Genomic DNA, 16,276 nt, shown 5'->3' with positions numbered 1-16,276 from the left:
GCAGACGCTGCCGATTGGAGACAATGGCGGAATGTCAGCCAGCAACGGTACAGCCTCGCTGTACCGTTGCATGCGCTCCAACCGGGAACCCGATGAACAAACCTGCCAAAGCCGCCATCGCGGCGGTGATCGCCGTCGCTGCCAGCAGCTACGCCAGCCCGTACTGGGCGCTCTACCAGATGCGCTCCGCCATCGAAGCGCGGGATGCCGACAAGTTCTCCCGCTATGTCGACTATCCCGCCCTGCGCGAAAGCCTGAAGGCACAGCTGAACTTGTCCCTGCAGCAGAAGCTTGGCGGGACCGGATTGCAGAACATGCCCTTTGCCGGTATCGGGCAAGCGATCGGCCTGGCGGTCATCAACACCATGATCGACACCATGGTGTCGCCCGCCGGCGTCATGGCGCTGATGGCCGGCGAGAAGCCCGGCACGCAGGCGCAGCCGAAGCCCGCACCTCCCGCCCCGCCGGGCATTAATAGCGAGCCGGCCGGACAGGCAAAGCAGGAGGCCGCAAGGGATGCGCTCAAATACGGCCTGTCTTATCGTGGCTGGGGCAGCGTCGAAGCCTCCGCCACCAAGGACAACGGCGAACGCGTTGTCATCGGCCTGAAGCGAGAAGGCCTATGGACCTGGAAATGGAGCAGCATCGTGCTGCCTGAACTCTCCAGGCCCTAGCTTCACCGCCCCCATTTCGCCTCAAGCAACACCGCCGCCTTAATGGCGTCGACGGTCTCTTCTTCGGTCTTGAAGTCCCCCAGCAGCCGCTTTGACTTGCCGCCGAGCACCGCGGCCCGGAGTGCGTTGCCGGAGGCCTCGGAGGTGCCGGGGCTCCAGCAATAGCGCGCGGTCCATGTGCCGTCCTGCAAACGCTCGGCCACCCAGATGACGCGAAAATCCTCGAACACAACCCCGAAAGGTTCGTCTTCGTCCATAACATACCTCCACAACACGCGATCGCTCCCCTCGAACGCCACGGCCGTGCGCGCGCGGGCCGTGTCGGCATCATCGCCCGGTCGGGATCGGCATCGGACCGGGCGACACGTCGCCATCAGTGCGGCGATCTGGTTGTTCAGGACTGAAGGCCGCGTTGCGCCACAGATGGACCTGCATGCCATTGACCATGGCTGTCCGCTGTGACGGTCGATTGCTGCGTCAACGCCCCGTTTTCGCGAGATGCTAGCACGCAGCACGCCCGCCCTGCCAGCCGGTCCGCGTGCCCGTTAGTCGGAGGGAATCTCGTGATTGCCGTGCGCCAGGAGCCCGCCCCGGATATCGCCCAGCACGCGCGGCCTGCGGGGCTGCAGCTCCAGGCCCAGGCGAATCAGCAACTCAAAGGCATCGGCCAGCAGATGCTGCTGGCGCGGCAGCAGGCTGGCGTAGGGCATATCGTAGATGGACTGGTGCGAGCCACGCGCGCCCTTGAAGCCGCGATCGCGCGCCATATCCGACAACAGCGCGGCGAAGCCGTCCAGATCTTCTGCTGCCAGGGCAGTATTGAGCACGGCGGCCAATACGTGGGGGGGCGAAGACCCCCAGCCCATGACATCGGCATTGGCCGCGCCGTCTTCGCAAGCATCGAATGATTTCATATCGGGATTAACGACCGCCAGACCGCGCCATGTAGGCCCACCCTCAAAACTTCTGCCGAATACGAACAATGCTCCGGCTGGCGCATCCGGCGCAAGACAAACCAGCAACCGATCGTGCCAGCGGGCACAGGCACGACGATCAATCAACCCGCGGCATAAGCTACGTGGTCCACGGTCGCGTCGATCAGCCGGCATGCGCGCGCCTGAGCCCGATCGGCCACTTCCAGCAGTTCGCCCTGCTCATGCCCCTCCCAGGATTGCAAGGGCGAAGGATTGCGCACCGCCCCCTTGGCCTCCTGGACGATCGAGGCGTTCACCAGGCACCCCCGCTCCTGCTGCTGCACCGAGATCAAAATCACGTAGCCTCGGTAGTTCTGCGTTCTGGATTCATTCATGAGTAGCGTCTCCCTTTGCGGCCATCGTAGCATGCCGCAGCGCAGCGCCCGGCCAGGGAGAGCGGCGGCGCGAACCCGCCGCCGGGTCTAAGTCCGGTCCTGGGGGCGATCCTGCGGGCGGCGCCCCATGCGCCAGACGTTGGGCGGCTCGCCGTGGGCAGCATTCTGGAACATCCAGGCGCCGCAGACCGTGCAGCGCCATGGCCGGTCCACCCAACGTGAATTGATGTCCAAGCCAAGCGCGCCCGCACCGGATGCAGCCAGATTCTCATGCGGCTGCACCGTGGCCGGTGCGCCAACGAGAAGGTGGCAGGGATCGCAAGCCTGCATGTCGTTACTCCAACGAAGCCCTTACTCCGGCGAAGAGGGAGTGCCGAAGGGATCAGCGCTTTGCTGGCCCGGCACCTCGTTCAGGTCGAATTCGTCGCGTGCCTTGTCCACCACGGCCCGGATACTCCGTTCGTAGCCTGCGGCGTTGCCGAAGACCTTCATATCCCAGTTACGCCCTCTCGCATCGCGTGCATGCGCTTGCGGCACAGGCACCCGGATCTTTGCGCCGTCCTCAATGATGTCATCGATGCGCTGGATGCGCCGGCTTACCTCGTCCTGCAAGGCGCGGGCGGCGCGCTCGCGTTTGGCCATCATGCACTCCTGTCATTCGCAAAAGTCAGCACAAGCGGCATCCGGTGAGGTCTGCTGCCCGGCGCCGTGGGCCGCGAACTCCTGCCCGGCAAGACATGTATGCCGCGCCGTCGATGGGTTGATTGTAGAAGCGGCCAGCACTTCCCGACAAACCTGTTTGCGCTGCAAGACGGGCTCACTTGGCGCATGCCCGATTCTGGGTATGCGTACCCAGAGCCAAGTTATGGCAGGCGGATATAAGAGTTCGCCAACATCATTGGCGACCGCGCTGATACAGAAACAGAAATGAGAAAAGCCCACGTAATCGATTGATTACGTGGGCTCTAATTTGGTCGGGGCGAGAGGATTTGAACCTCCGACCACCTGCACCCCATGCAGGTCGGAAAATACCCGCTACGCCTTGCTACACCTCATGTTGTGATGTTTTCATCCAAGACGGAGCACAAGAAATAGGCACGGCTGCATGCGGGTTGCGCGTCGATGCCGCCCCAGATCTTGGATGGCGCTATACTGTATGGATGTACAGTATTTCCACACAGGAGACCGCCATGACCCACGAATCTGCCGACTGTCCGCTATGCAAATCACCTGCCGAGCGAGCGCCCCTCCGCTCACACGACGGCTATTCGTATGTCTGCCCCTCCTGCGGCTCGTACCATATTGGCGGCCTTGCCTTTGGTAAGGCCATGCACGGCCACATAGCCGCCCATGTCCATGTCGACGTGCGTCGTCTGCAAGCCGAAGGCGAGATTCCGCGCATCGAATTTAACGCGCCCGATTTCGTGGTCAAGCCCGTTGTTCGCGGGAAGCACTAAGCCATGACCACCTTCCGTCCTGCCTCCATCTTCCTCGAATCCCACTTCCTTCCCGGTGACACGGCCGAGCTGCGCCTGGACTGCGAGAACGTTACGGTGACGGCCAACGCGGTGACCGTGCATGGCATCGAGACCCGCCACATAGAGAAGATGGTGTGGACGGCCGACTACCTGTCTTTCGAGCAGGACGGCCAGCACCACCGGATCAAGGTTTCCCGACCGGTGGTCAAGCCGCCCCTACGCGCGCGGTTCCCCCGGCGCTGAATATCCGTACCGCGCACCGCCATGCCACCCGATACCCCCGAGAACTGGATCCGTGCGCTGCGTCACGCCGTGCGCGGCGGCACACCAGATCTTTATGGCGACCCCTTCCGCACGCGATCCTACATCCTCGACCCTTCCGGCAAGCCGGTGGAGGAACTAGAGCGGCAGGTTCATCTCGACTTCCTGACGGGCTGGTTCAAACGATTCGTGCTGCGCACCGATCTGCCAGATCAGAATGCCCGCGTCTGGACGTGCTTCTGCCCGTGGGACACCCCGGTCTTCCTGACGCACCTCATTGCTCCCAGTGTCGACAAGATTTTCACGTCAGCAAGCTGGGCGGAGGCACGGGATAAGCACCGGCGAGTGGCCGAAAAGGCGATGCGCGTGCTACAGCCGGCGGCGAAGTAATCGCCATGGCGCCCAGCTTCCCCATCGGCCCGGATGGCCGTTACCAGTACCCGAAGCGCACGGCCGGCGAGTTGCGCGCTATATATATGCGCAACCCCTGCCCCGAGGTCCGGGACCTGCTGTGGGACATCCACCGCCTGCAGGTCCTGCTGCTGCGGGCCAACCAGTTGCAGCGGGCGTACGGCGGAGGCTGCCACACGTCGCACATGCAGATCTTGGAGACTTTCCGGGCCGAAATTCGGGGCGAGCCGTGCATCGAAGAGCGGGAGGCCTGGGAGCGGGAGTTCTTCGGGCCGCCGATGCAAAGCGTCTACACTCGCAAGAAAAACCGGAGGGACTAACCCAAAAGGAGAGGAGAAGATGGCGCAGGACAATTCATACGAGTTCGTCATCGTGGAGAGCTACTACCCGACTGATCTTTCTGGCCGCCGCGGGAAGATTCACTTCAGGCCTGTGGCCGGCGAGAAATATCCGCAAACGATGAGCGTCGAATGCGCACGAAGGCTTGGAAAGGACTATCCCGTTGGCACAAAATTCCGGCTTTTGGCAAAGCTAACGGACCGAGATGGCAGTGGGGAGTATCTCTACAGCTACCACGGCTGGGAGTACGAGGTGTTGAGATAGGCAGCGACCACGAACACTGGAGATGTCATGTGCAACAACTACGCCCCAGTCCAGCGCCAACTGCTGCGCGACGTCTACGGCGTCGAGCCGCCTCCTCTGGACTACCCGCCTGAGACTTGGCCGGACTATGCCGCACCGATCATCGTCAGCAACGGCGGCGCGCGCCAGGCGTTGGTTGGGACCTTCGGCATGGTGCCCAAGAGCCGGATCCCGCCGGGCGTGGCCAAGTTCGACACCACCAATGCGCGATCAGAGACGGTCGGCGAGAAGCGTTCGTTCTCAGGGCCCTGGAAGAAAGGCCAGCTCTGCCTGGTGCCGGCAACCAGCTTCTACGAGCCGAACTACGAATCCGGGCCCAAGTCGGTCCGGTGGCGGATCTGGCTGAAGGACGAGCCCGAGTTTGCCATCGCGGGCCTGTGGCGCGCCTGGCCGGGCGAGGCCGGCGCCGAGGTCTTCAGCTTCACGATGCTGACCATCAACTCCGACAAGCACCCGGTGATGAACCGCTTCCATGCGCCGGGCAAGGAAAAACGGATGATCGTGATCGTGCCGCGGGCGGAATGGGACGACTGGCTAACCTGTCGGGATCCAGACCGGGCGCGCAGCTTCATGCGGCCCTACCCGCCCGAGCTGATGGATGCCGAGGCGGCGCCGCGCGCGCCGCGAGCAAAGGCTGCCGAGTAGCCCTGCCAATCCCGCCAAGAGAGTTATGTTCTATCGGACCTAACTCCACTAGATTGACTCAGGGCAAACGCGATTGCCCCGCATTCCTTTCAGCACCCGCTTCCTCCTGGCCGCGGGTGCTTTTTTCTTACCGCCAGCGCGCCCGCACCTCGTCCGCCAGGTCCGTACGCCGGTGCCCTCCGTCGCGCCCATCGCTAGTGGGGTATTTGTTGTTGATGCGACGCATTATCATTAACTACGGCAACAGATTGGACCCCCTTGTTGCTATTCCGAGGTGTAGGCGCCATCTCCCTGCGCCTACACCCCTTTCTCCCTCTAAGGTGCTGCCGACCACCAGCGCATCAGCGCATCAGCGCATCAGGGCACCTACGCTTTACCTCAACTCGTTCTCCAGATTCGCCAGCCGCCTCCCCTGCTCCACCGCGCGCTAACCGACAAGCGGCCACGGCAGCCTCCAGCCGGATCTAATACGTCGCGCACTGCGCCACCGCCATCTACGAACACTGCAGTGGTGGCACTTCGCAGGGGATCCCGTCTCCGTCGCCGTCAATCTTCACGCCAGGGCAACTGCGCAGGTAGAAACGGGCCTCCTCGCACGAAGTCATTTGGCTACAGTGCTGCTTCCCCTTGCATTGAAAGACCGGCGACACAGCAGTAGGTGCTTTCGCTTCAATCACGGGTTGAACAGGCTGGGCAGCCTGTTCAACCTTGGTGGATTGCTTGAAATAGAACCAGGCAGCGACGACAGCTACACCGATCAGTACCGGGCGACATGCGCGATTGCCTCAAGCAACTCATCATGCACCGCGCACTTATCATCAAGACCATTGTGTGTGAAGAGAGTCTGCTGGGGCTGCTCAGGTGCCGACTAATAGGTAGGACGGTGTCCGATGGCAGTTTCTCGCGACCCCTCCTAGCCTTAAGGCATCTCTTTCCAGGAGATTCTGAGATGCCAAGCGACATCACGGTTTGTGCCGTAAATGCCAGTTGGGTTCTAAAGGTCTGTGGCGCAACCACCGCAATCCTCGAGTTCGAAAGTCTAGACGAGGCGTTGAGCGTCGGAAGTGCCCTAGCAGCCCGCAAGGGTGTCGATCTCATGTTAGAGGAAAGGAGCGGCAAGGGGCGGTTGATACGTCCAGCACTCGCCTTGGCGGCTTGAGGCAAGCCTGACTTTAGGAGATCGCCATGACATACAAGGGCAACTTCCACGTCATACCTCATGGCAAGGGCTGGGATGTCAGGCAGGATGGTGCCGCGCGCGCGCGATTCCACTACGACACCATGGAAGATGCGATCAAAGCTGGGACCGCGCTTGCCGAGCGCGAAAAAGTTGAGTTGCTGGTGCATGGCAAGGACGGCCAAATCCGCTTTAGTAGCGACATGAAGCATTGAAGTACTACCCCAGCGGGCAGGTCCAACATGAGCCTGCCTGTTTGCGCCTCGCCGCTCGCTCTATCGGCGGGGCGTTTTTCTTCGTGCCGTATGCGGCCTTATGCTTTCGCGATTCGCGAAAATCAGACGAGCGCTGATATCTTTGTCGCGCGAACTTTCCTAGAAGAGAAATATGTCCACTCTGTAGGATGTGAACATGTCGATCACAACCGTCCTGGTGTTGGTTGGCGAAGACGGTCGTTGGGCCGTGGAAACCGATGCCCCCGAAAGTCAGCGTGTCAAATACCCGTCACGAGGCGCAGCCATCTCTGCTGGCGTCCTCATAGCTATGCAAGAAGATGCTTGCCTCCTGATTCATGGAATCGATGAGCATCCTAGCGAGCTCGAGTCCATGAACGTCCAGTCCACTTCGATGCATTGAGGTGCATTGCCCGCTACCGTGATGCCGGCCACCTTGCGCCCTCCCTCCTTGCTTCGTGCTGTCGGACGCTACCTGATAGCCGGCATCTCGCCGTCAGTCTAGAAGTTGGGGATAAACCGCTGTAGGAGACGACGATGAAAGGAGACATTCATGTGATGCCCGCGACTGGAAAGCGTTGGGCAGTTGACGTGGAAAGCACAGAGCAAAGCGTGGTCTTTTACGATACAGAGCAGGAAGCCATCGACGCTGGCAAGGAGAAGGCCAGCCGCGAGCAGGTCGAATTGCTGATCCATGGCCTCGATGGCCGCGTTCGCAAGCGCGATACGTGCGGCCGCAATCCACGAAACAACTGGGGATAGCTACTACTGGCACGCGGCCACCGCCGCCTCCAGTCGGATCTCGTAAGCCGCACGCTGACGCACCTCCACTAGCGCCGCCCGCCCCTTCGTGAACACGTCCGCCGCAGGATCGATCTGATCGAGCGCCCATGCTGGCCGCGCGACCGGCTGCACCTTGCACGGCACCGCCACCGGCACCTCCATCGTCTTCGTCTGCGTGATCACCTGCGGAGCGCCGGCGCAGCCCGCCAGCAACGCCCCCAGCACCAAGAAGCTCTTCATCGCCCGGCCCTCCGTTCTTTGATCGCCTCGGTCAGCAACTCGTCCAGCGAGCCGCATAGGTCGGCCGGTCTGGCCGGCGGGCGCCGCGCCAGGTCGGCGGCCTTGCCCTCCGCCGCCGCTGCGCGGCCCGCGGCCTGGGCCAGCGCCTCCGCAAGCTGCCCAGCGCGCGCCGCAGCCGCCGCCTTCAGCGCCGCGACGGCGCCGTTGGCCTTATCCACGTCGGCGGCGCACCTCTCGTTGGCATCCTGCACGCGGCCGGCGCGCTCGGTGGCCGCCTGCAGCGCCTGGCTGGCAGCCTCCGCGCGCGGCGCGAAATACAGCAGGTAAGCCAGCACCACCGCGAGCACGGCGCCGAGCAGCGCGGCCACGCCACAGGAGCGCCATGGAATCGTCGGCATCAGCATCCCCATCCCTCCGGAAACTCGGCCAGCGGCACGGTCTGGCCCGCCAGCACGTGCGTGCAGTCGCCCAGGAAGATGATCTCGCCGGGCTGCGCTCCGCTGCAGCCAACGAACGAATGGCAGACGATCGCGCGACTGTCGAACCGGCGCCCGTCGAGCGGCGGACACCCGGCCGCCATCCATTGCTCGTACTCGGCCTCGCCYGCCTCGGTGAAATCCGTGCCCGTCACGAGCACGCTGGGGGTGAATATCGGCCGCTCCACGTCGCCGTTCCAGCCCCAGCGCGGGCCCGGCCCGTCACCATGCTGGATCTGGTGAGACTGGCCGCAGCCTGGGCACCAGAAGGAAAGGCAGCCGGCCGCCGGCTGCCGCAGGACTTTCGATAGCGCGCTCATGCCAGCAGGCCTCCCGCCTTCAGGTACACGCCCCGCAGATAGTCCAGCGAGTGTTCGTTCTGGCCATAGCCGGCGCCCGGCAGGCTCGCCCAGATGTTCCGCACCCGGGAGACAGCCTCGTCGAACCGGCCGGCGGCGAGCAGCGGCAGCGCCAGGCGCTCGCGGATCTGCTGCACGGCGATGCGGTCCTGCGACGCTGGGCTGAAGTCGGCCAGGCCGAGCAGCTGCCGGTACGGGTTGTAGTAGCGCGCCAACAGCTGGTAGCGGCCAGCGGCCGTCGAGGACAGGCCGGGCCGGATCTGAATCAGCCGCCGCGGGTGGTCGGCGTAGCTGTGAAACAGGATTGGCGCCGCCGGCTTGCTGCCGACCAGCACGTTGTACCCGTTGTCGGACTTCGCCAGCAGCGCACGGCCCAGCTCGGACACCGCGATGGTGTCCAGGAATGGCCGGATGTTCGGGGTGTCCATATCAGCCATGATTGCCCCCAGTTACTGCATCGCGCACGTCCTCAGCAACCTCGGCCAGATCCTTGTCGCGACGCCGCTCAATGAAGTTGAAGAGCCAGCGGACCACCGCCCAGCCAGGCAGCCCGCAGGCGAACACCAGGCCGAACAGCGCCACCAGCCCGATGTAGTCCTGCGTCCAGATCTGCAGGGAGTAGTGCTGCACCACCGCCGCCCCGCCACCGACGCTCGATACCACCGTCGAGATCAGCGCGACAGCCCATTCCGCTGTGCTGCGCGGCCGCATCATGATCATCACCACGATTGCCGCCAGACCGCTTGCGCCGGCCGCCACGCCGGCGGTGCCGCCGATTGCTTTGAATGCAGCCGCGCCCGCGGCCCCTGCTGCGGCGCTGCCGCTGATTGGTTCAGACATTTGTAACCCCGGAAATGAAAATGCCCGCACGAGGCGGGCCACACGGCATAACGAAAGAAAACTTGACCCCACCGAAGAAGGATTCCTCTCTGGCCGCCCTTAAGTAGCATCCAATGCAACCACCCCACAAAATTAGAAAATGATCTCGTATTTATGGAAAGGCCTTCGTAGATTTGAAGTTGCCGAGCACATTATCGACAACTACATCAGAGATACCGTCGACATGCCGGAACTGGGAAGCATCGTTTATTGCGACCTTTTCCTTGGATACATGGAACACTCCGGCGTCTATATCGGCAACGGAAAAATCGCCCAATTGAACGGCAAGGGGTCCATTGAGGTTGTATCGCCAAAGGAATTTATCGCTGGCGGAACGGGACTCAGCATATACGTTGGCTGCCGGGGGAAGTCTCCCGTTGGTAGCCGCGAAACCGCAGCGCGGGCTAAGAAACGCATCGGCGGCACTCGTAATTACAACGTCATCATCGACAACTGCCACCAATTCGCCGCCTCATGCATCAGCGGAGAACCGGATAGGCAAATCAATTTCCTCTGGATGCTAAAGCACGAGTGTGAAACGAGGCTGGGCGTCGACAACTGGCGAGTTTGGAACGTCCCAAGCATCTATCGATAATCGCGTCCGCCAAAACTTACGCCCACACCCGATACGGCGTGCCCGGCTCCGGCGCGACGACAATGCTGCCCAGTGTTGCCGCCTCGCCGGCGGTCAGCGGGCGTTCCAGCCGCAAGTTCACGTGCCACCCGGGCACGGCCGTCGGCGGCGTGATCACGTTGCCATCGGCATCCCACGTGCCGCCCTCGTAGATCGTGCCGATGGTCGAGAGGTTGACGCCCTCGGCGGGCATACGCACCGGCTCGCCGTCCTCGGTGTATTCGACCGTCAGGCCGGCGGCCAGCAGCGCCGCGCGCGTGGTGTCGCGGTCGGGGCCGCGCAGGTAGTAGTCATGGAACATAGTCACCTCACGCGGAAAGAGTTTGCAGTTCGGCGTTCGTCTTGCGCACCGGGATGTAATCCAAACGTTGAAGACAGGAGTTAAAAGCCTCAGATCCTGCAGCATGGTTTGTCCCGCCGAGTCGGAGCATGGACATTCCTGATGCAAGTCCAAGTGTCGAACCCATCGTAACCGCCCCGCCGTTGACAGAGACGGCGAAATCATTCGCCTTATACGCCATGGCGATCTTCGCCGCAGAGCCGGAAGCAGGGAGTGCCCCGGCATTAATAGTCAATGGCACGTTGCTGACTGCCGACATGATGCGCAATCCACCGGAGAGCACGTAGGCAATGAATCGGTTCGCGATCGTCCCATCGTTCACATTGAAAATGCCTTGCGCGGTGCTCGCCGCCTGCGGAACAATGAACTTCGATATGAACGTGCCTTCAGTCTGGTTGTAGGCGATCTTGCTCAGGTCGGTGATGGTCGCGTTGTCGGCGGCGCGAGTCGCCTGGGCCGCGGTGGTCTGGATGTAGCTACTCGCAGCGGCCCCCACCTCCAACTGGTAGCCAGTAACGCGGAAGCCGCGCGCTGATTGGGTTGTGTACTTGGCGACCCCGAAGTTCATGCCCGCGCCAGTACCTACGGTGTATGGCGTGGAGACTCGATAGATGCCACCACCACAGTTCACCGACACGACACCAGACGACGCGATGACCCCGTTGCAGACCATAGAGAAGTCACCGGTATTACTGGTGGTCCCGATCACGGGTCCGTTGCCGTCATCCATGAGCACGAAGTAGGAGAGGCAATACTGTACTGACGACGTGGTGGTCGCGGTCTTGTACGCGTACGCGGTAGCGCCGGGCGCTCCAGGAAACTGGATGGATTTGGAGAAGTACGATGCGATAGGGCTAACAGCATCCGACACACCGCTCGACAATCCCAACTGAGCGACAGTGCCGTCTGAGTTGGTAAATAGATTCGTTCTCGCTTCCTCCACCAGCAGCCCTCTCGCCGCCAGCGTGATCGGATCATAGTCCAGCCGCGGCACGTTGGCCGCCGCCTGCACGAGCACGCCGCCGGTGCTATAACTCCATCCGGCCGACGCCCGCGCGAAGGTGACGATGTCACCAAAATTCTTGCTCACCAGCATAGCTATGCCTTCCCTTTGAATACGCCGACGATTCCGTATGGCCACGTCGGGTCATCGACCCATGCGCGGTACGTGTTGGCGGCGAAATCGAGTTGCGCTGTCGGCTCATTCGTTGCCGTGAAGTCCAGCAGCAGCGTTCCCTTTGACAGGTCGTCAGCGTCGTATCTGCCGCGCCGGAGGCCTGTGACGGAAAGTCCCAGTCCGAGCCTCATGCGCCTACCGGCTTCACCGGCCAGTTGATGGTGCGGGGAAAGCCGGCTTGGGCGGTGACCGCGCGAAGCGCCTTGCGGTACTGGCTCATGGCCTTCAGCTGGACCAGTTCCTCGGCCGTGATCTCTTCGAGCACCTGCGCGTCCATCAGCGGCGCGATCAGCCGGTCGGCCTCAGCCAGCAACGCATCACGCTTCGCACGCGCGGCAGCAGCGAGCTGCTCGGTCTCCAGCGCCACGTCCAACGTCCATTCCTCGTCGACCCACTTGTGCGCTGACGACGGGCGCGGCTCGTCGGTCAGGAACGCGGGCAGATCTCCCAGGCCGGAGTACTCGGCGCCCAGCACGAACGGCGATCCGTCGGCGATGCGGAAGAGCGGCTCGGCCCGATAGTCGGGCGCAAGCGTCCAGGCTCCGTCCGGCCAGTTCTGCGGTGGGCGCCGGTCGGCGCCCAGGTACAGCGCGACGCCGCGCGCGCCGGCGGCCGGCGGCGCGGTGGGCGTGGCGTAGCCCGGCACGATGGGATCCTCGGGCTTGAGCGGGTTTTCGTCGGCCTGCCCGTCGCCAAGGTACTCGCCGGAAATCGGGTGATAGTTATGGATGTCCATGCTGATCCTCAATATTTGATGACGGCCAGCAGCGCGACGTTACGGGGTCGCGTTTCTCCGCCGGTAATCGTGGCGCCGTCCGTGTTCGTGTTCACGACGGTGATGTTCGAGCCACCGGCCCCGAGCCCGTACACGCCGTATTGGATCGTGTGGTAGTGAGCGCGCTCACCCTGCGCCTGTGCACTGCCGAACACCCGAGCGGAGTCGACGCCGCGGCTATCGTCCCAACCGCGCGGGAACTCGCCCCGCAGCTCGGGAAGATTGAACGTCGTCGATCCATCCCCAGCGCCGAAGGTGGTGCCGATCTCCGCATACAAGTCCGCATACGTCGTGCGCGAGACTGCCGCGCCATTGCACTTCAGGTAGCCCGATGGCGCCGCGCTCTTGCCGTGATAAAAGATTGCGCCGGGCAGGATGTGGCCAAAGTTCGGCACACCCAGCAGCCCGATAGTCACCCATGCGGTATTGGCACCATTCCGCATCCGGAGCAGGCCCGCCCCCGTGTCAGCCCAGAACTGATACGCATAGGTCGTGGTCGGCGCTACGGAGCCGGACTGGTTTTCCGCAATCGCCTTCAGTGCGGCGTTCAGGTCCGCGCGAAAAAGCGCCCCCGTCTGGTTGTCGAGAACCAGGTCGTGTTGAGACATGCTTACCTCTCTGAGTTAATAGGCTTTGGCATCCCAGTCGAACCGCCTGGAGACTGGCGTGCCCGCGCTAGTGAAGAAGTTGACGGTGAAGCCCGCTTCGGACTTGCTGGTGATGGTGAAGTAGTCGCCCTGCACGCCGTTCTGCGCGGTGATGCCAAGGGACGGCACGATCCGGAACGGCTTGCTGAATACGATCGCGTGCGGCCCAGCTGCTGAAATCACGTCATGCTGATGCTCGATGCGGTCCGGCATGTCGACGCCAACCGTCAGGCCTGTGACAGCCACGTTGTGCGTAGACGACTGGCTTTCCAGAATCACTTTCCACTGGAACGCCCGGGCCTCGTAGTCGCCCATGGAGAAGCGCTGCCACTCGGACCAGATCGGCGACCCGCCCGGGTCGTCGGACGTGGTCCGCACATACAGCGAGACCGCGGTATCGTTGATGCGATTCCCATCCACGGATCCCCATGTGTCGATCAGGTCCAGCCGTGAGTCGATCTGATCATCCGTATCGAAGGACACCGAATCGATGGTGGCCGTAAGCCGGGATTTCTCGACAACACCGAGATCCAGCGATCCCGCGAACGTATAGGTGCCGCTGTCCGCGATACCCCCCAGCGAGTCGATCAGCCCCCACCCCCCGTTTCCGACTACGTCGTCGATCAGGCCAAGCCCATCAATCACGGGTTGCGTGTCCCACAGCCCGCTGGCGTCAATCAGCCCCTGATCGTCGATAAGCCCGAGCCCGACCAACTTGATGCCATTCGCCGCCGGGTCGAATACCACCCCGCTCTTCGCCCCCGAGAACGCCGGGTGCTCCGCGATGGTCGCCACCACGTTCAAGTCAAGCAGCGACGGCGCGGTGGTGATCACAGCAGCCGCTGTCGGCGACTCATGACCGGTGGAATCGATCCACTTGGCGAGATAGACCCCTTCCAGCAGGGGCAGTTGCGCAGAGTTCGCCGCGCCGGAGATGTAGCCACCAATGTCGATCGCGCTGGCCCAACTCGTCTGCACCAGGTCCGTGGTGTGCCGGATCCGCGCCTGCCCCCCGTTGCGGACGTCCAGGTTGGGCGCCACGTCCCACGTCAGATTGGCAAAACCGTTCAGCACAGTCAGCGACAAGCCGGTCAGATCCGCCGGCGGTGCCAGCTTGCCGACTACCGTATGCACTGGCGAGTACGCCCAATCCTTGCTGCGTACGCCGATCGCCGAGACCAGCCGGCCTCGCACCTGGTATGGCATGCCGTCCTCGACCGGCGAAAGGTAAGTACTGGTGGTATCCGCCGTCAGCGGGGCCAGCATCGTCCAGTCGGCTTGGTCTGCGCGCTTGTACTGCAACTCGATGCGGCCGGACTGCGCCAGCGACGCCTCCTGCACAGCCGGCCACGACACCAGGATGCGCGACGTCACCACACCGCTCTGGCTGACGATCAACTGTTCCTCGCCCGAATCCATGCGGATCTGACCGAGGTTCTCCACGAGAAACGGGTTCGGCAGGTTGGTATCCGGCGCTGGGTCGACCGTCGTGGCGTTACCCATGTTCCAGTCATAGACTGCCGCAGCTTCCTCGTTCAGCACCAGGTCGATGCCGCCGTCGGCGCTCATCTTCCAGGACATCACCCGGAAGACCTTGTTGGCCCAGCCGAACTTCGCGAGCGTCAGCTTGACTGTGCTGTAGGCCGTGAGCTGGAAGGCTGTCAACTTGGCCGGGAACTCGACCACGATCCCCTGACGAGATCGCTCCAGGATGATCTTCGCCAGCCGCTGGGCCGCGACGCTGTCGGTGGTGTATGGCAGCTCGATGTCGCGATCGATCACCTCGCCGTCTTGCGCCGAATACAACGAATTGCCCACAGCCGGGAAGTCGCCCGGCTGCCAGTATTTCGACGGGTCCACGAAGGTTCCCTTGACCCGATTGAAGAGGTCCTTGCGCGAGATGCGCGGCTGCACCTTGATCGAGCCGCGCAGGTCCGATTCCGTCAGCGTGACCGTCGGGATGTCGTATGCGCCAGCGAACACACGGAACACCCCGCCGGAAATCACCACCGCGCCAGCGCCCGCCGTCGTCATCTCGGTCAGGTTGTCGCGCGGAGACTTGTCGCTCATCACAATGCCATCGCAGCGGTACCGTAACTGGTACCCGCCGGCGACCGCCACGCTCTCGTTGCTGACGCCAACTGCGGTGATCACCGATGCCACATCGATGTCTGCATCCGTGCAGCCAAAGCCACGCTCGTCCCGCAAGTAGTCGTAGACGCATAACGCCCAGTTATTCGACCAGGACACCGTGCCATCCCGCGGGTCCAGCACGCGCTTGCCGCGCACTACGGCCTTAATGTTCGGCAAACCATTGGGGAACATGTCGGCGTCATACTCCAGCCGCACATAGAGGTAGCAGACCCCAAGAAGGCGATGGTGATAGGTCCAACCGGGCACCTCGTTCACCAGGTCGCTATCGGCATCCTGATTGGTCGCACCGAGATGCTTCTTGATCCGGACATAGGCCCTCGATCGCAGCGCCTCAAATGTGATCGAGATACCCGTTGCACCGTCCGGTAGACCGCGCACGGTCACGACGTCGCTGCCCTGGCTCCACGACACGTCATTGACCGTGTACTGGTTCTCGTACTCCCCATTCGATACCCCAACCACGACCGACGATATGCTGCGGACTGCCTCCCCGACTGACACCGTCATCGATGTCGCATGAGGATCAACGGGGAAGCCCTTGGTTCTCGATTCCCCCCAAGACTTACTGAACTTGCCGCCTGTTGCGTAGCCGAACCCGTCCAGACCGCCAACAGCGTCCTCGCCGAGATACACCTCCTCGATGGCATCGCACTCGTGGTCGGCCAGCGCGATCACCAGGTGCATGAACTGGTTGGCCTTGTCGCTTCCGTTGGTGCTGGCCGCGAACACGAGCGGGCCGGACGTCATTGCCCGGCCATAGATCATGTTGCGTGGCTGGACGTTGGAGCGGACTACCTGTGTGCGGCCTTGGGCCTCGGCGCTGAAGCTGTTGTTTGTGCGCGGCTTGAAAATTGCGCCCATCAGGGCACCGGTGATAGCTGTGAAGGCCAGCGTAACGACAGCGGATAGCGCGTAGTAGGCAAGCGTACCGGCGGCAATCTCTAGGGCGGCGGCAATCGCAGGAATAATCGCGACGGGCATA

26 protein-coding genes and 1 tRNA gene are annotated in these 16,276 nt (G+C 62.7%); 11 read left to right on the top strand and 16 right to left on the bottom strand.

The genetic code is table 11. From position 1 onward, the window contains the following. Positions 1-92: 92 nt before the first annotated feature. The gene (locus tag AC1DN0_RS15895; RefSeq protein ID WP_441627278.1) at positions 93-674 is read left to right on the top strand and encodes a DUF2939 domain-containing protein; all 582 of its coding nucleotides are present in this window, start codon (positions 93-95) and stop codon (positions 672-674) included. Positions 675-676: 2 nt separating this feature from the next. On the opposite strand, the gene AC1DN0_RS15890 is transcribed toward AC1DN0_RS15895, so the two are convergent. The 5 genes from AC1DN0_RS15890 to AC1DN0_RS15870 form a co-directional block, all read right to left on the bottom strand. After that, entirely contained in the window at positions 677-931 is a 255-nt protein-coding gene (locus AC1DN0_RS15890) for a hypothetical protein (protein WP_441627280.1), read from the bottom strand. Positions 932-1,219: 288 nt separating this feature from the next. Next, positions 1,220-1,588 (bottom strand): hypothetical protein, encoded by a 369-nt coding sequence (locus AC1DN0_RS15885; RefSeq protein WP_441627282.1) that lies wholly within the window; start codon positions 1,586-1,588, stop codon positions 1,220-1,222. Positions 1,589-1,731: 143 nt separating this feature from the next. Continuing rightward, on the bottom strand, positions 1,732-1,983 hold the full coding sequence (locus AC1DN0_RS15880; protein ID WP_276288260.1) for a hypothetical protein: 252 nt from the start codon (positions 1,981-1,983) through the stop codon (positions 1,732-1,734). A 351-nt stretch (positions 1,984-2,334) separates the two neighbouring features. Continuing rightward, the gene (locus tag AC1DN0_RS15875) at positions 2,335-2,625 is read right to left on the bottom strand and encodes a hypothetical protein (RefSeq protein ID WP_477111097.1); all 291 of its coding nucleotides are present in this window, start codon (positions 2,623-2,625) and stop codon (positions 2,335-2,337) included. Positions 2,626-2,954: 329 nt separating this feature from the next. Next, positions 2,955-3,038, bottom strand: a tRNA-Leu gene (locus AC1DN0_RS15870). A 135-nt stretch (positions 3,039-3,173) separates the two neighbouring features. Here AC1DN0_RS15870 and AC1DN0_RS15865 point away from each other — a divergent pair. Genes AC1DN0_RS15865 through AC1DN0_RS15840 form a run of 6 tightly spaced genes read left to right on the top strand, consistent with a single transcriptional unit; the run spans position 3,174 to position 5,420 of the window. Further along, on the top strand, positions 3,174-3,440 hold the full coding sequence (locus tag AC1DN0_RS15865) for a hypothetical protein (protein WP_477110947.1): 267 nt from the start codon (positions 3,174-3,176) through the stop codon (positions 3,438-3,440). 3 nt (positions 3,441-3,443) lie between these two features. After that, positions 3,444-3,704 carry a hypothetical protein gene (locus tag AC1DN0_RS15860; protein WP_477110948.1) on the top strand — a complete coding sequence of 87 codons (261 nt, stop codon included), beginning with the start codon at positions 3,444-3,446 and terminating at the stop codon, positions 3,702-3,704. A gap of 21 nt (positions 3,705-3,725) precedes the next feature. Next, a complete protein-coding gene (locus AC1DN0_RS15855; protein ID WP_477110949.1) occupies positions 3,726-4,112 on the top strand; it encodes a hypothetical protein in 387 nt (128 codons plus the stop codon). Between the two features lie 5 nt (positions 4,113-4,117). Then, positions 4,118-4,453: a hypothetical protein gene (locus tag AC1DN0_RS15850; protein WP_477110950.1), complete on the top strand. Its 336-nt coding sequence runs from the start codon at positions 4,118-4,120 to the stop codon at positions 4,451-4,453. A 19-nt stretch (positions 4,454-4,472) separates the two neighbouring features. Continuing rightward, on the top strand, positions 4,473-4,736 hold the full coding sequence (locus tag AC1DN0_RS15845; protein WP_477110951.1) for a hypothetical protein: 264 nt from the start codon (positions 4,473-4,475) through the stop codon (positions 4,734-4,736). A gap of 27 nt (positions 4,737-4,763) precedes the next feature. Further along, positions 4,764-5,420: an SOS response-associated peptidase gene (locus AC1DN0_RS15840; protein ID WP_477110952.1), complete on the top strand. Its 657-nt coding sequence runs from the start codon at positions 4,764-4,766 to the stop codon at positions 5,418-5,420. 494 nt (positions 5,421-5,914) lie between these two features. Here the strand turns inward: AC1DN0_RS15840 and AC1DN0_RS15835 are convergent, their stop codons facing one another. Continuing rightward, entirely contained in the window at positions 5,915-6,070 is a 156-nt protein-coding gene (locus AC1DN0_RS15835; RefSeq protein WP_477143895.1) for an excalibur calcium-binding domain-containing protein, read from the bottom strand. Between the two features lie 535 nt (positions 6,071-6,605). Between AC1DN0_RS15835 and AC1DN0_RS15830 the strand changes: the two genes are divergently transcribed. From AC1DN0_RS15830 to AC1DN0_RS15820, 3 genes are all read left to right on the top strand, one after another. Next, complete coding sequence (locus AC1DN0_RS15830) at positions 6,606-6,812, top strand: DUF2188 domain-containing protein (protein ID WP_477110955.1); 207 nt, start codon at positions 6,606-6,608, stop codon at positions 6,810-6,812. Positions 6,813-7,008: 196 nt separating this feature from the next. Continuing rightward, the gene (locus tag AC1DN0_RS15825) at positions 7,009-7,233 is read left to right on the top strand and encodes a DUF2188 domain-containing protein (RefSeq protein WP_477110956.1); all 225 of its coding nucleotides are present in this window, start codon (positions 7,009-7,011) and stop codon (positions 7,231-7,233) included. Between the two features lie 134 nt (positions 7,234-7,367). Further along, positions 7,368-7,592, top strand: a complete 225-nt coding sequence (locus tag AC1DN0_RS15820; RefSeq protein ID WP_477110957.1) for a DUF2188 domain-containing protein — start codon at positions 7,368-7,370, stop codon at positions 7,590-7,592. A 3-nt stretch (positions 7,593-7,595) separates the two neighbouring features. Here AC1DN0_RS15820 and AC1DN0_RS15815 read toward each other — a convergent pair whose 3' ends face one another. From AC1DN0_RS15815 to AC1DN0_RS15795, 5 genes are read right to left on the bottom strand one after another with little or no spacing between them, the layout of a single operon-like run. Beyond that, positions 7,596-7,853 carry a hypothetical protein gene (locus AC1DN0_RS15815; protein WP_477110958.1) on the bottom strand — a complete coding sequence of 86 codons (258 nt, stop codon included), beginning with the start codon at positions 7,851-7,853 and terminating at the stop codon, positions 7,596-7,598. Further along, on the bottom strand, positions 7,850-8,251 hold the full coding sequence (locus AC1DN0_RS15810) for a hypothetical protein (protein ID WP_477110959.1): 402 nt from the start codon (positions 8,249-8,251) through the stop codon (positions 7,850-7,852). Before AC1DN0_RS15810 ends, AC1DN0_RS15815 begins: the two co-directional genes overlap by 4 nt. After that, a complete protein-coding gene (locus AC1DN0_RS15805; RefSeq protein ID WP_477110960.1) occupies positions 8,251-8,649 on the bottom strand; it encodes a ubiquitination-like system serine protease family protein in 399 nt (132 codons plus the stop codon). The genes AC1DN0_RS15810 and AC1DN0_RS15805 overlap by 1 nt, the downstream gene beginning before the upstream one ends. Beyond that, entirely contained in the window at positions 8,646-9,125 is a 480-nt protein-coding gene (locus tag AC1DN0_RS15800; protein ID WP_477110961.1) for a glycoside hydrolase family 24 protein, read from the bottom strand. Before AC1DN0_RS15800 ends, AC1DN0_RS15805 begins: the two co-directional genes overlap by 4 nt. Beyond that, a complete protein-coding gene (locus tag AC1DN0_RS15795) occupies positions 9,118-9,528 on the bottom strand; it encodes a hypothetical protein (RefSeq protein WP_477110962.1) in 411 nt (136 codons plus the stop codon). Before AC1DN0_RS15795 ends, AC1DN0_RS15800 begins: the two co-directional genes overlap by 8 nt. Positions 9,529-9,667: 139 nt before the next feature. Between AC1DN0_RS15795 and AC1DN0_RS15790 the strand changes: the two genes are divergently transcribed. Next, entirely contained in the window at positions 9,668-10,162 is a 495-nt protein-coding gene (locus tag AC1DN0_RS15790) for a lecithin retinol acyltransferase family protein (protein ID WP_477110963.1), read from the top strand. Between the two features lie 16 nt (positions 10,163-10,178). Here the strand turns inward: AC1DN0_RS15790 and AC1DN0_RS15785 are convergent, their stop codons facing one another. From AC1DN0_RS15785 to AC1DN0_RS15765, 5 genes are all read right to left on the bottom strand, one after another. After that, positions 10,179-10,508 carry a hypothetical protein gene (locus AC1DN0_RS15785; RefSeq protein ID WP_477110964.1) on the bottom strand — a complete coding sequence of 110 codons (330 nt, stop codon included), beginning with the start codon at positions 10,506-10,508 and terminating at the stop codon, positions 10,179-10,181. 1 nt (position 10,509) lies between these two features. After that, positions 10,510-11,637, bottom strand: a complete 1,128-nt coding sequence (locus AC1DN0_RS15780) for a phage head spike fiber domain-containing protein (RefSeq protein ID WP_477110965.1) — start codon at positions 11,635-11,637, stop codon at positions 10,510-10,512. A gap of 208 nt (positions 11,638-11,845) precedes the next feature. Then, positions 11,846-12,454, bottom strand: coding sequence for a tail fiber assembly protein (locus AC1DN0_RS15775; RefSeq protein WP_477110966.1), 609 nt, complete (start codon positions 12,452-12,454; stop codon positions 11,846-11,848). Between the two features lie 8 nt (positions 12,455-12,462). Continuing rightward, positions 12,463-13,101 (bottom strand): phage tail protein, encoded by a 639-nt coding sequence (locus AC1DN0_RS15770; RefSeq protein ID WP_477110967.1) that lies wholly within the window; start codon positions 13,099-13,101, stop codon positions 12,463-12,465. A gap of 15 nt (positions 13,102-13,116) precedes the next feature. Further along, positions 13,117-16,275 carry a phage tail protein gene (locus AC1DN0_RS15765; RefSeq protein ID WP_477110968.1) on the bottom strand — a complete coding sequence of 1,053 codons (3,159 nt, stop codon included), beginning with the start codon at positions 16,273-16,275 and terminating at the stop codon, positions 13,117-13,119. Position 16,276 lies beyond the last annotated feature (1 nt).

It is taken from the genome of Cupriavidus sp. 05N39 (assembly GCF_056397325.1).
Note: the sequence above shows the minus strand (reverse complement) of the source record. Positions and strands in the feature narration are given on the sequence as shown.

Coding starts and splice junctions, on each gene's coding strand:
- AC1DN0_RS15765 (WP_477110968.1), bottom strand. CDS start 16,275: ATGCCCGTCGCGATTATTCCTGCGATTGCCGCCGCCCTAGAGATTGCC.
- AC1DN0_RS15770 (WP_477110967.1), bottom strand. CDS start 13,101: ATGTCTCAACACGACCTGGTTCTCGACAACCAGACGGGGGCGCTTTTT.
- AC1DN0_RS15795 (WP_477110962.1), bottom strand. CDS start 9,528: ATGTCTGAACCAATCAGCGGCAGCGCCGCAGCAGGGGCCGCGGGCGCG.
- AC1DN0_RS15890 (WP_441627280.1), bottom strand. CDS start 931: ATGGACGAAGACGAACCTTTCGGGGTTGTGTTCGAGGATTTTCGCGTC.
- AC1DN0_RS15860 (WP_477110948.1), top strand. CDS start 3,444: ATGACCACCTTCCGTCCTGCCTCCATCTTCCTCGAATCCCACTTCCTT.
- AC1DN0_RS15845 (WP_477110951.1), top strand. CDS start 4,473: ATGGCGCAGGACAATTCATACGAGTTCGTCATCGTGGAGAGCTACTAC.
- AC1DN0_RS15780 (WP_477110965.1), bottom strand. CDS start 11,637: ATGCTGGTGAGCAAGAATTTTGGTGACATCGTCACCTTCGCGCGGGCG.
- AC1DN0_RS15800 (WP_477110961.1), bottom strand. CDS start 9,125: ATGGCTGATATGGACACCCCGAACATCCGGCCATTCCTGGACACCATC.
- AC1DN0_RS15875 (WP_477111097.1), bottom strand. CDS start 2,625: ATGGCCAAACGCGAGCGCGCCGCCCGCGCCTTGCAGGACGAGGTAAGC.
- AC1DN0_RS15895 (WP_441627278.1), top strand. CDS start 93: ATGAACAAACCTGCCAAAGCCGCCATCGCGGCGGTGATCGCCGTCGCT.
- AC1DN0_RS15820 (WP_477110957.1), top strand. CDS start 7,368: ATGAAAGGAGACATTCATGTGATGCCCGCGACTGGAAAGCGTTGGGCA.
- AC1DN0_RS15810 (WP_477110959.1), bottom strand. CDS start 8,251: ATGCCGACGATTCCATGGCGCTCCTGTGGCGTGGCCGCGCTGCTCGGC.
- AC1DN0_RS15865 (WP_477110947.1), top strand. CDS start 3,174: ATGACCCACGAATCTGCCGACTGTCCGCTATGCAAATCACCTGCCGAG.
- AC1DN0_RS15790 (WP_477110963.1), top strand. CDS start 9,668: ATGATCTCGTATTTATGGAAAGGCCTTCGTAGATTTGAAGTTGCCGAG.
- AC1DN0_RS15840 (WP_477110952.1), top strand. CDS start 4,764: ATGTGCAACAACTACGCCCCAGTCCAGCGCCAACTGCTGCGCGACGTC.
- AC1DN0_RS15815 (WP_477110958.1), bottom strand. CDS start 7,853: ATGAAGAGCTTCTTGGTGCTGGGGGCGTTGCTGGCGGGCTGCGCCGGC.
- AC1DN0_RS15850 (WP_477110950.1), top strand. CDS start 4,118: ATGGCGCCCAGCTTCCCCATCGGCCCGGATGGCCGTTACCAGTACCCG.
- AC1DN0_RS15885 (WP_441627282.1), bottom strand. CDS start 1,588: ATGAAATCATTCGATGCTTGCGAAGACGGCGCGGCCAATGCCGATGTC.
- AC1DN0_RS15825 (WP_477110956.1), top strand. CDS start 7,009: ATGTCGATCACAACCGTCCTGGTGTTGGTTGGCGAAGACGGTCGTTGG.
- AC1DN0_RS15830 (WP_477110955.1), top strand. CDS start 6,606: ATGACATACAAGGGCAACTTCCACGTCATACCTCATGGCAAGGGCTGG.
- AC1DN0_RS15855 (WP_477110949.1), top strand. CDS start 3,726: ATGCCACCCGATACCCCCGAGAACTGGATCCGTGCGCTGCGTCACGCC.
- AC1DN0_RS15880 (WP_276288260.1), bottom strand. CDS start 1,983: ATGAATGAATCCAGAACGCAGAACTACCGAGGCTACGTGATTTTGATC.
- AC1DN0_RS15775 (WP_477110966.1), bottom strand. CDS start 12,454: ATGGACATCCATAACTATCACCCGATTTCCGGCGAGTACCTTGGCGAC.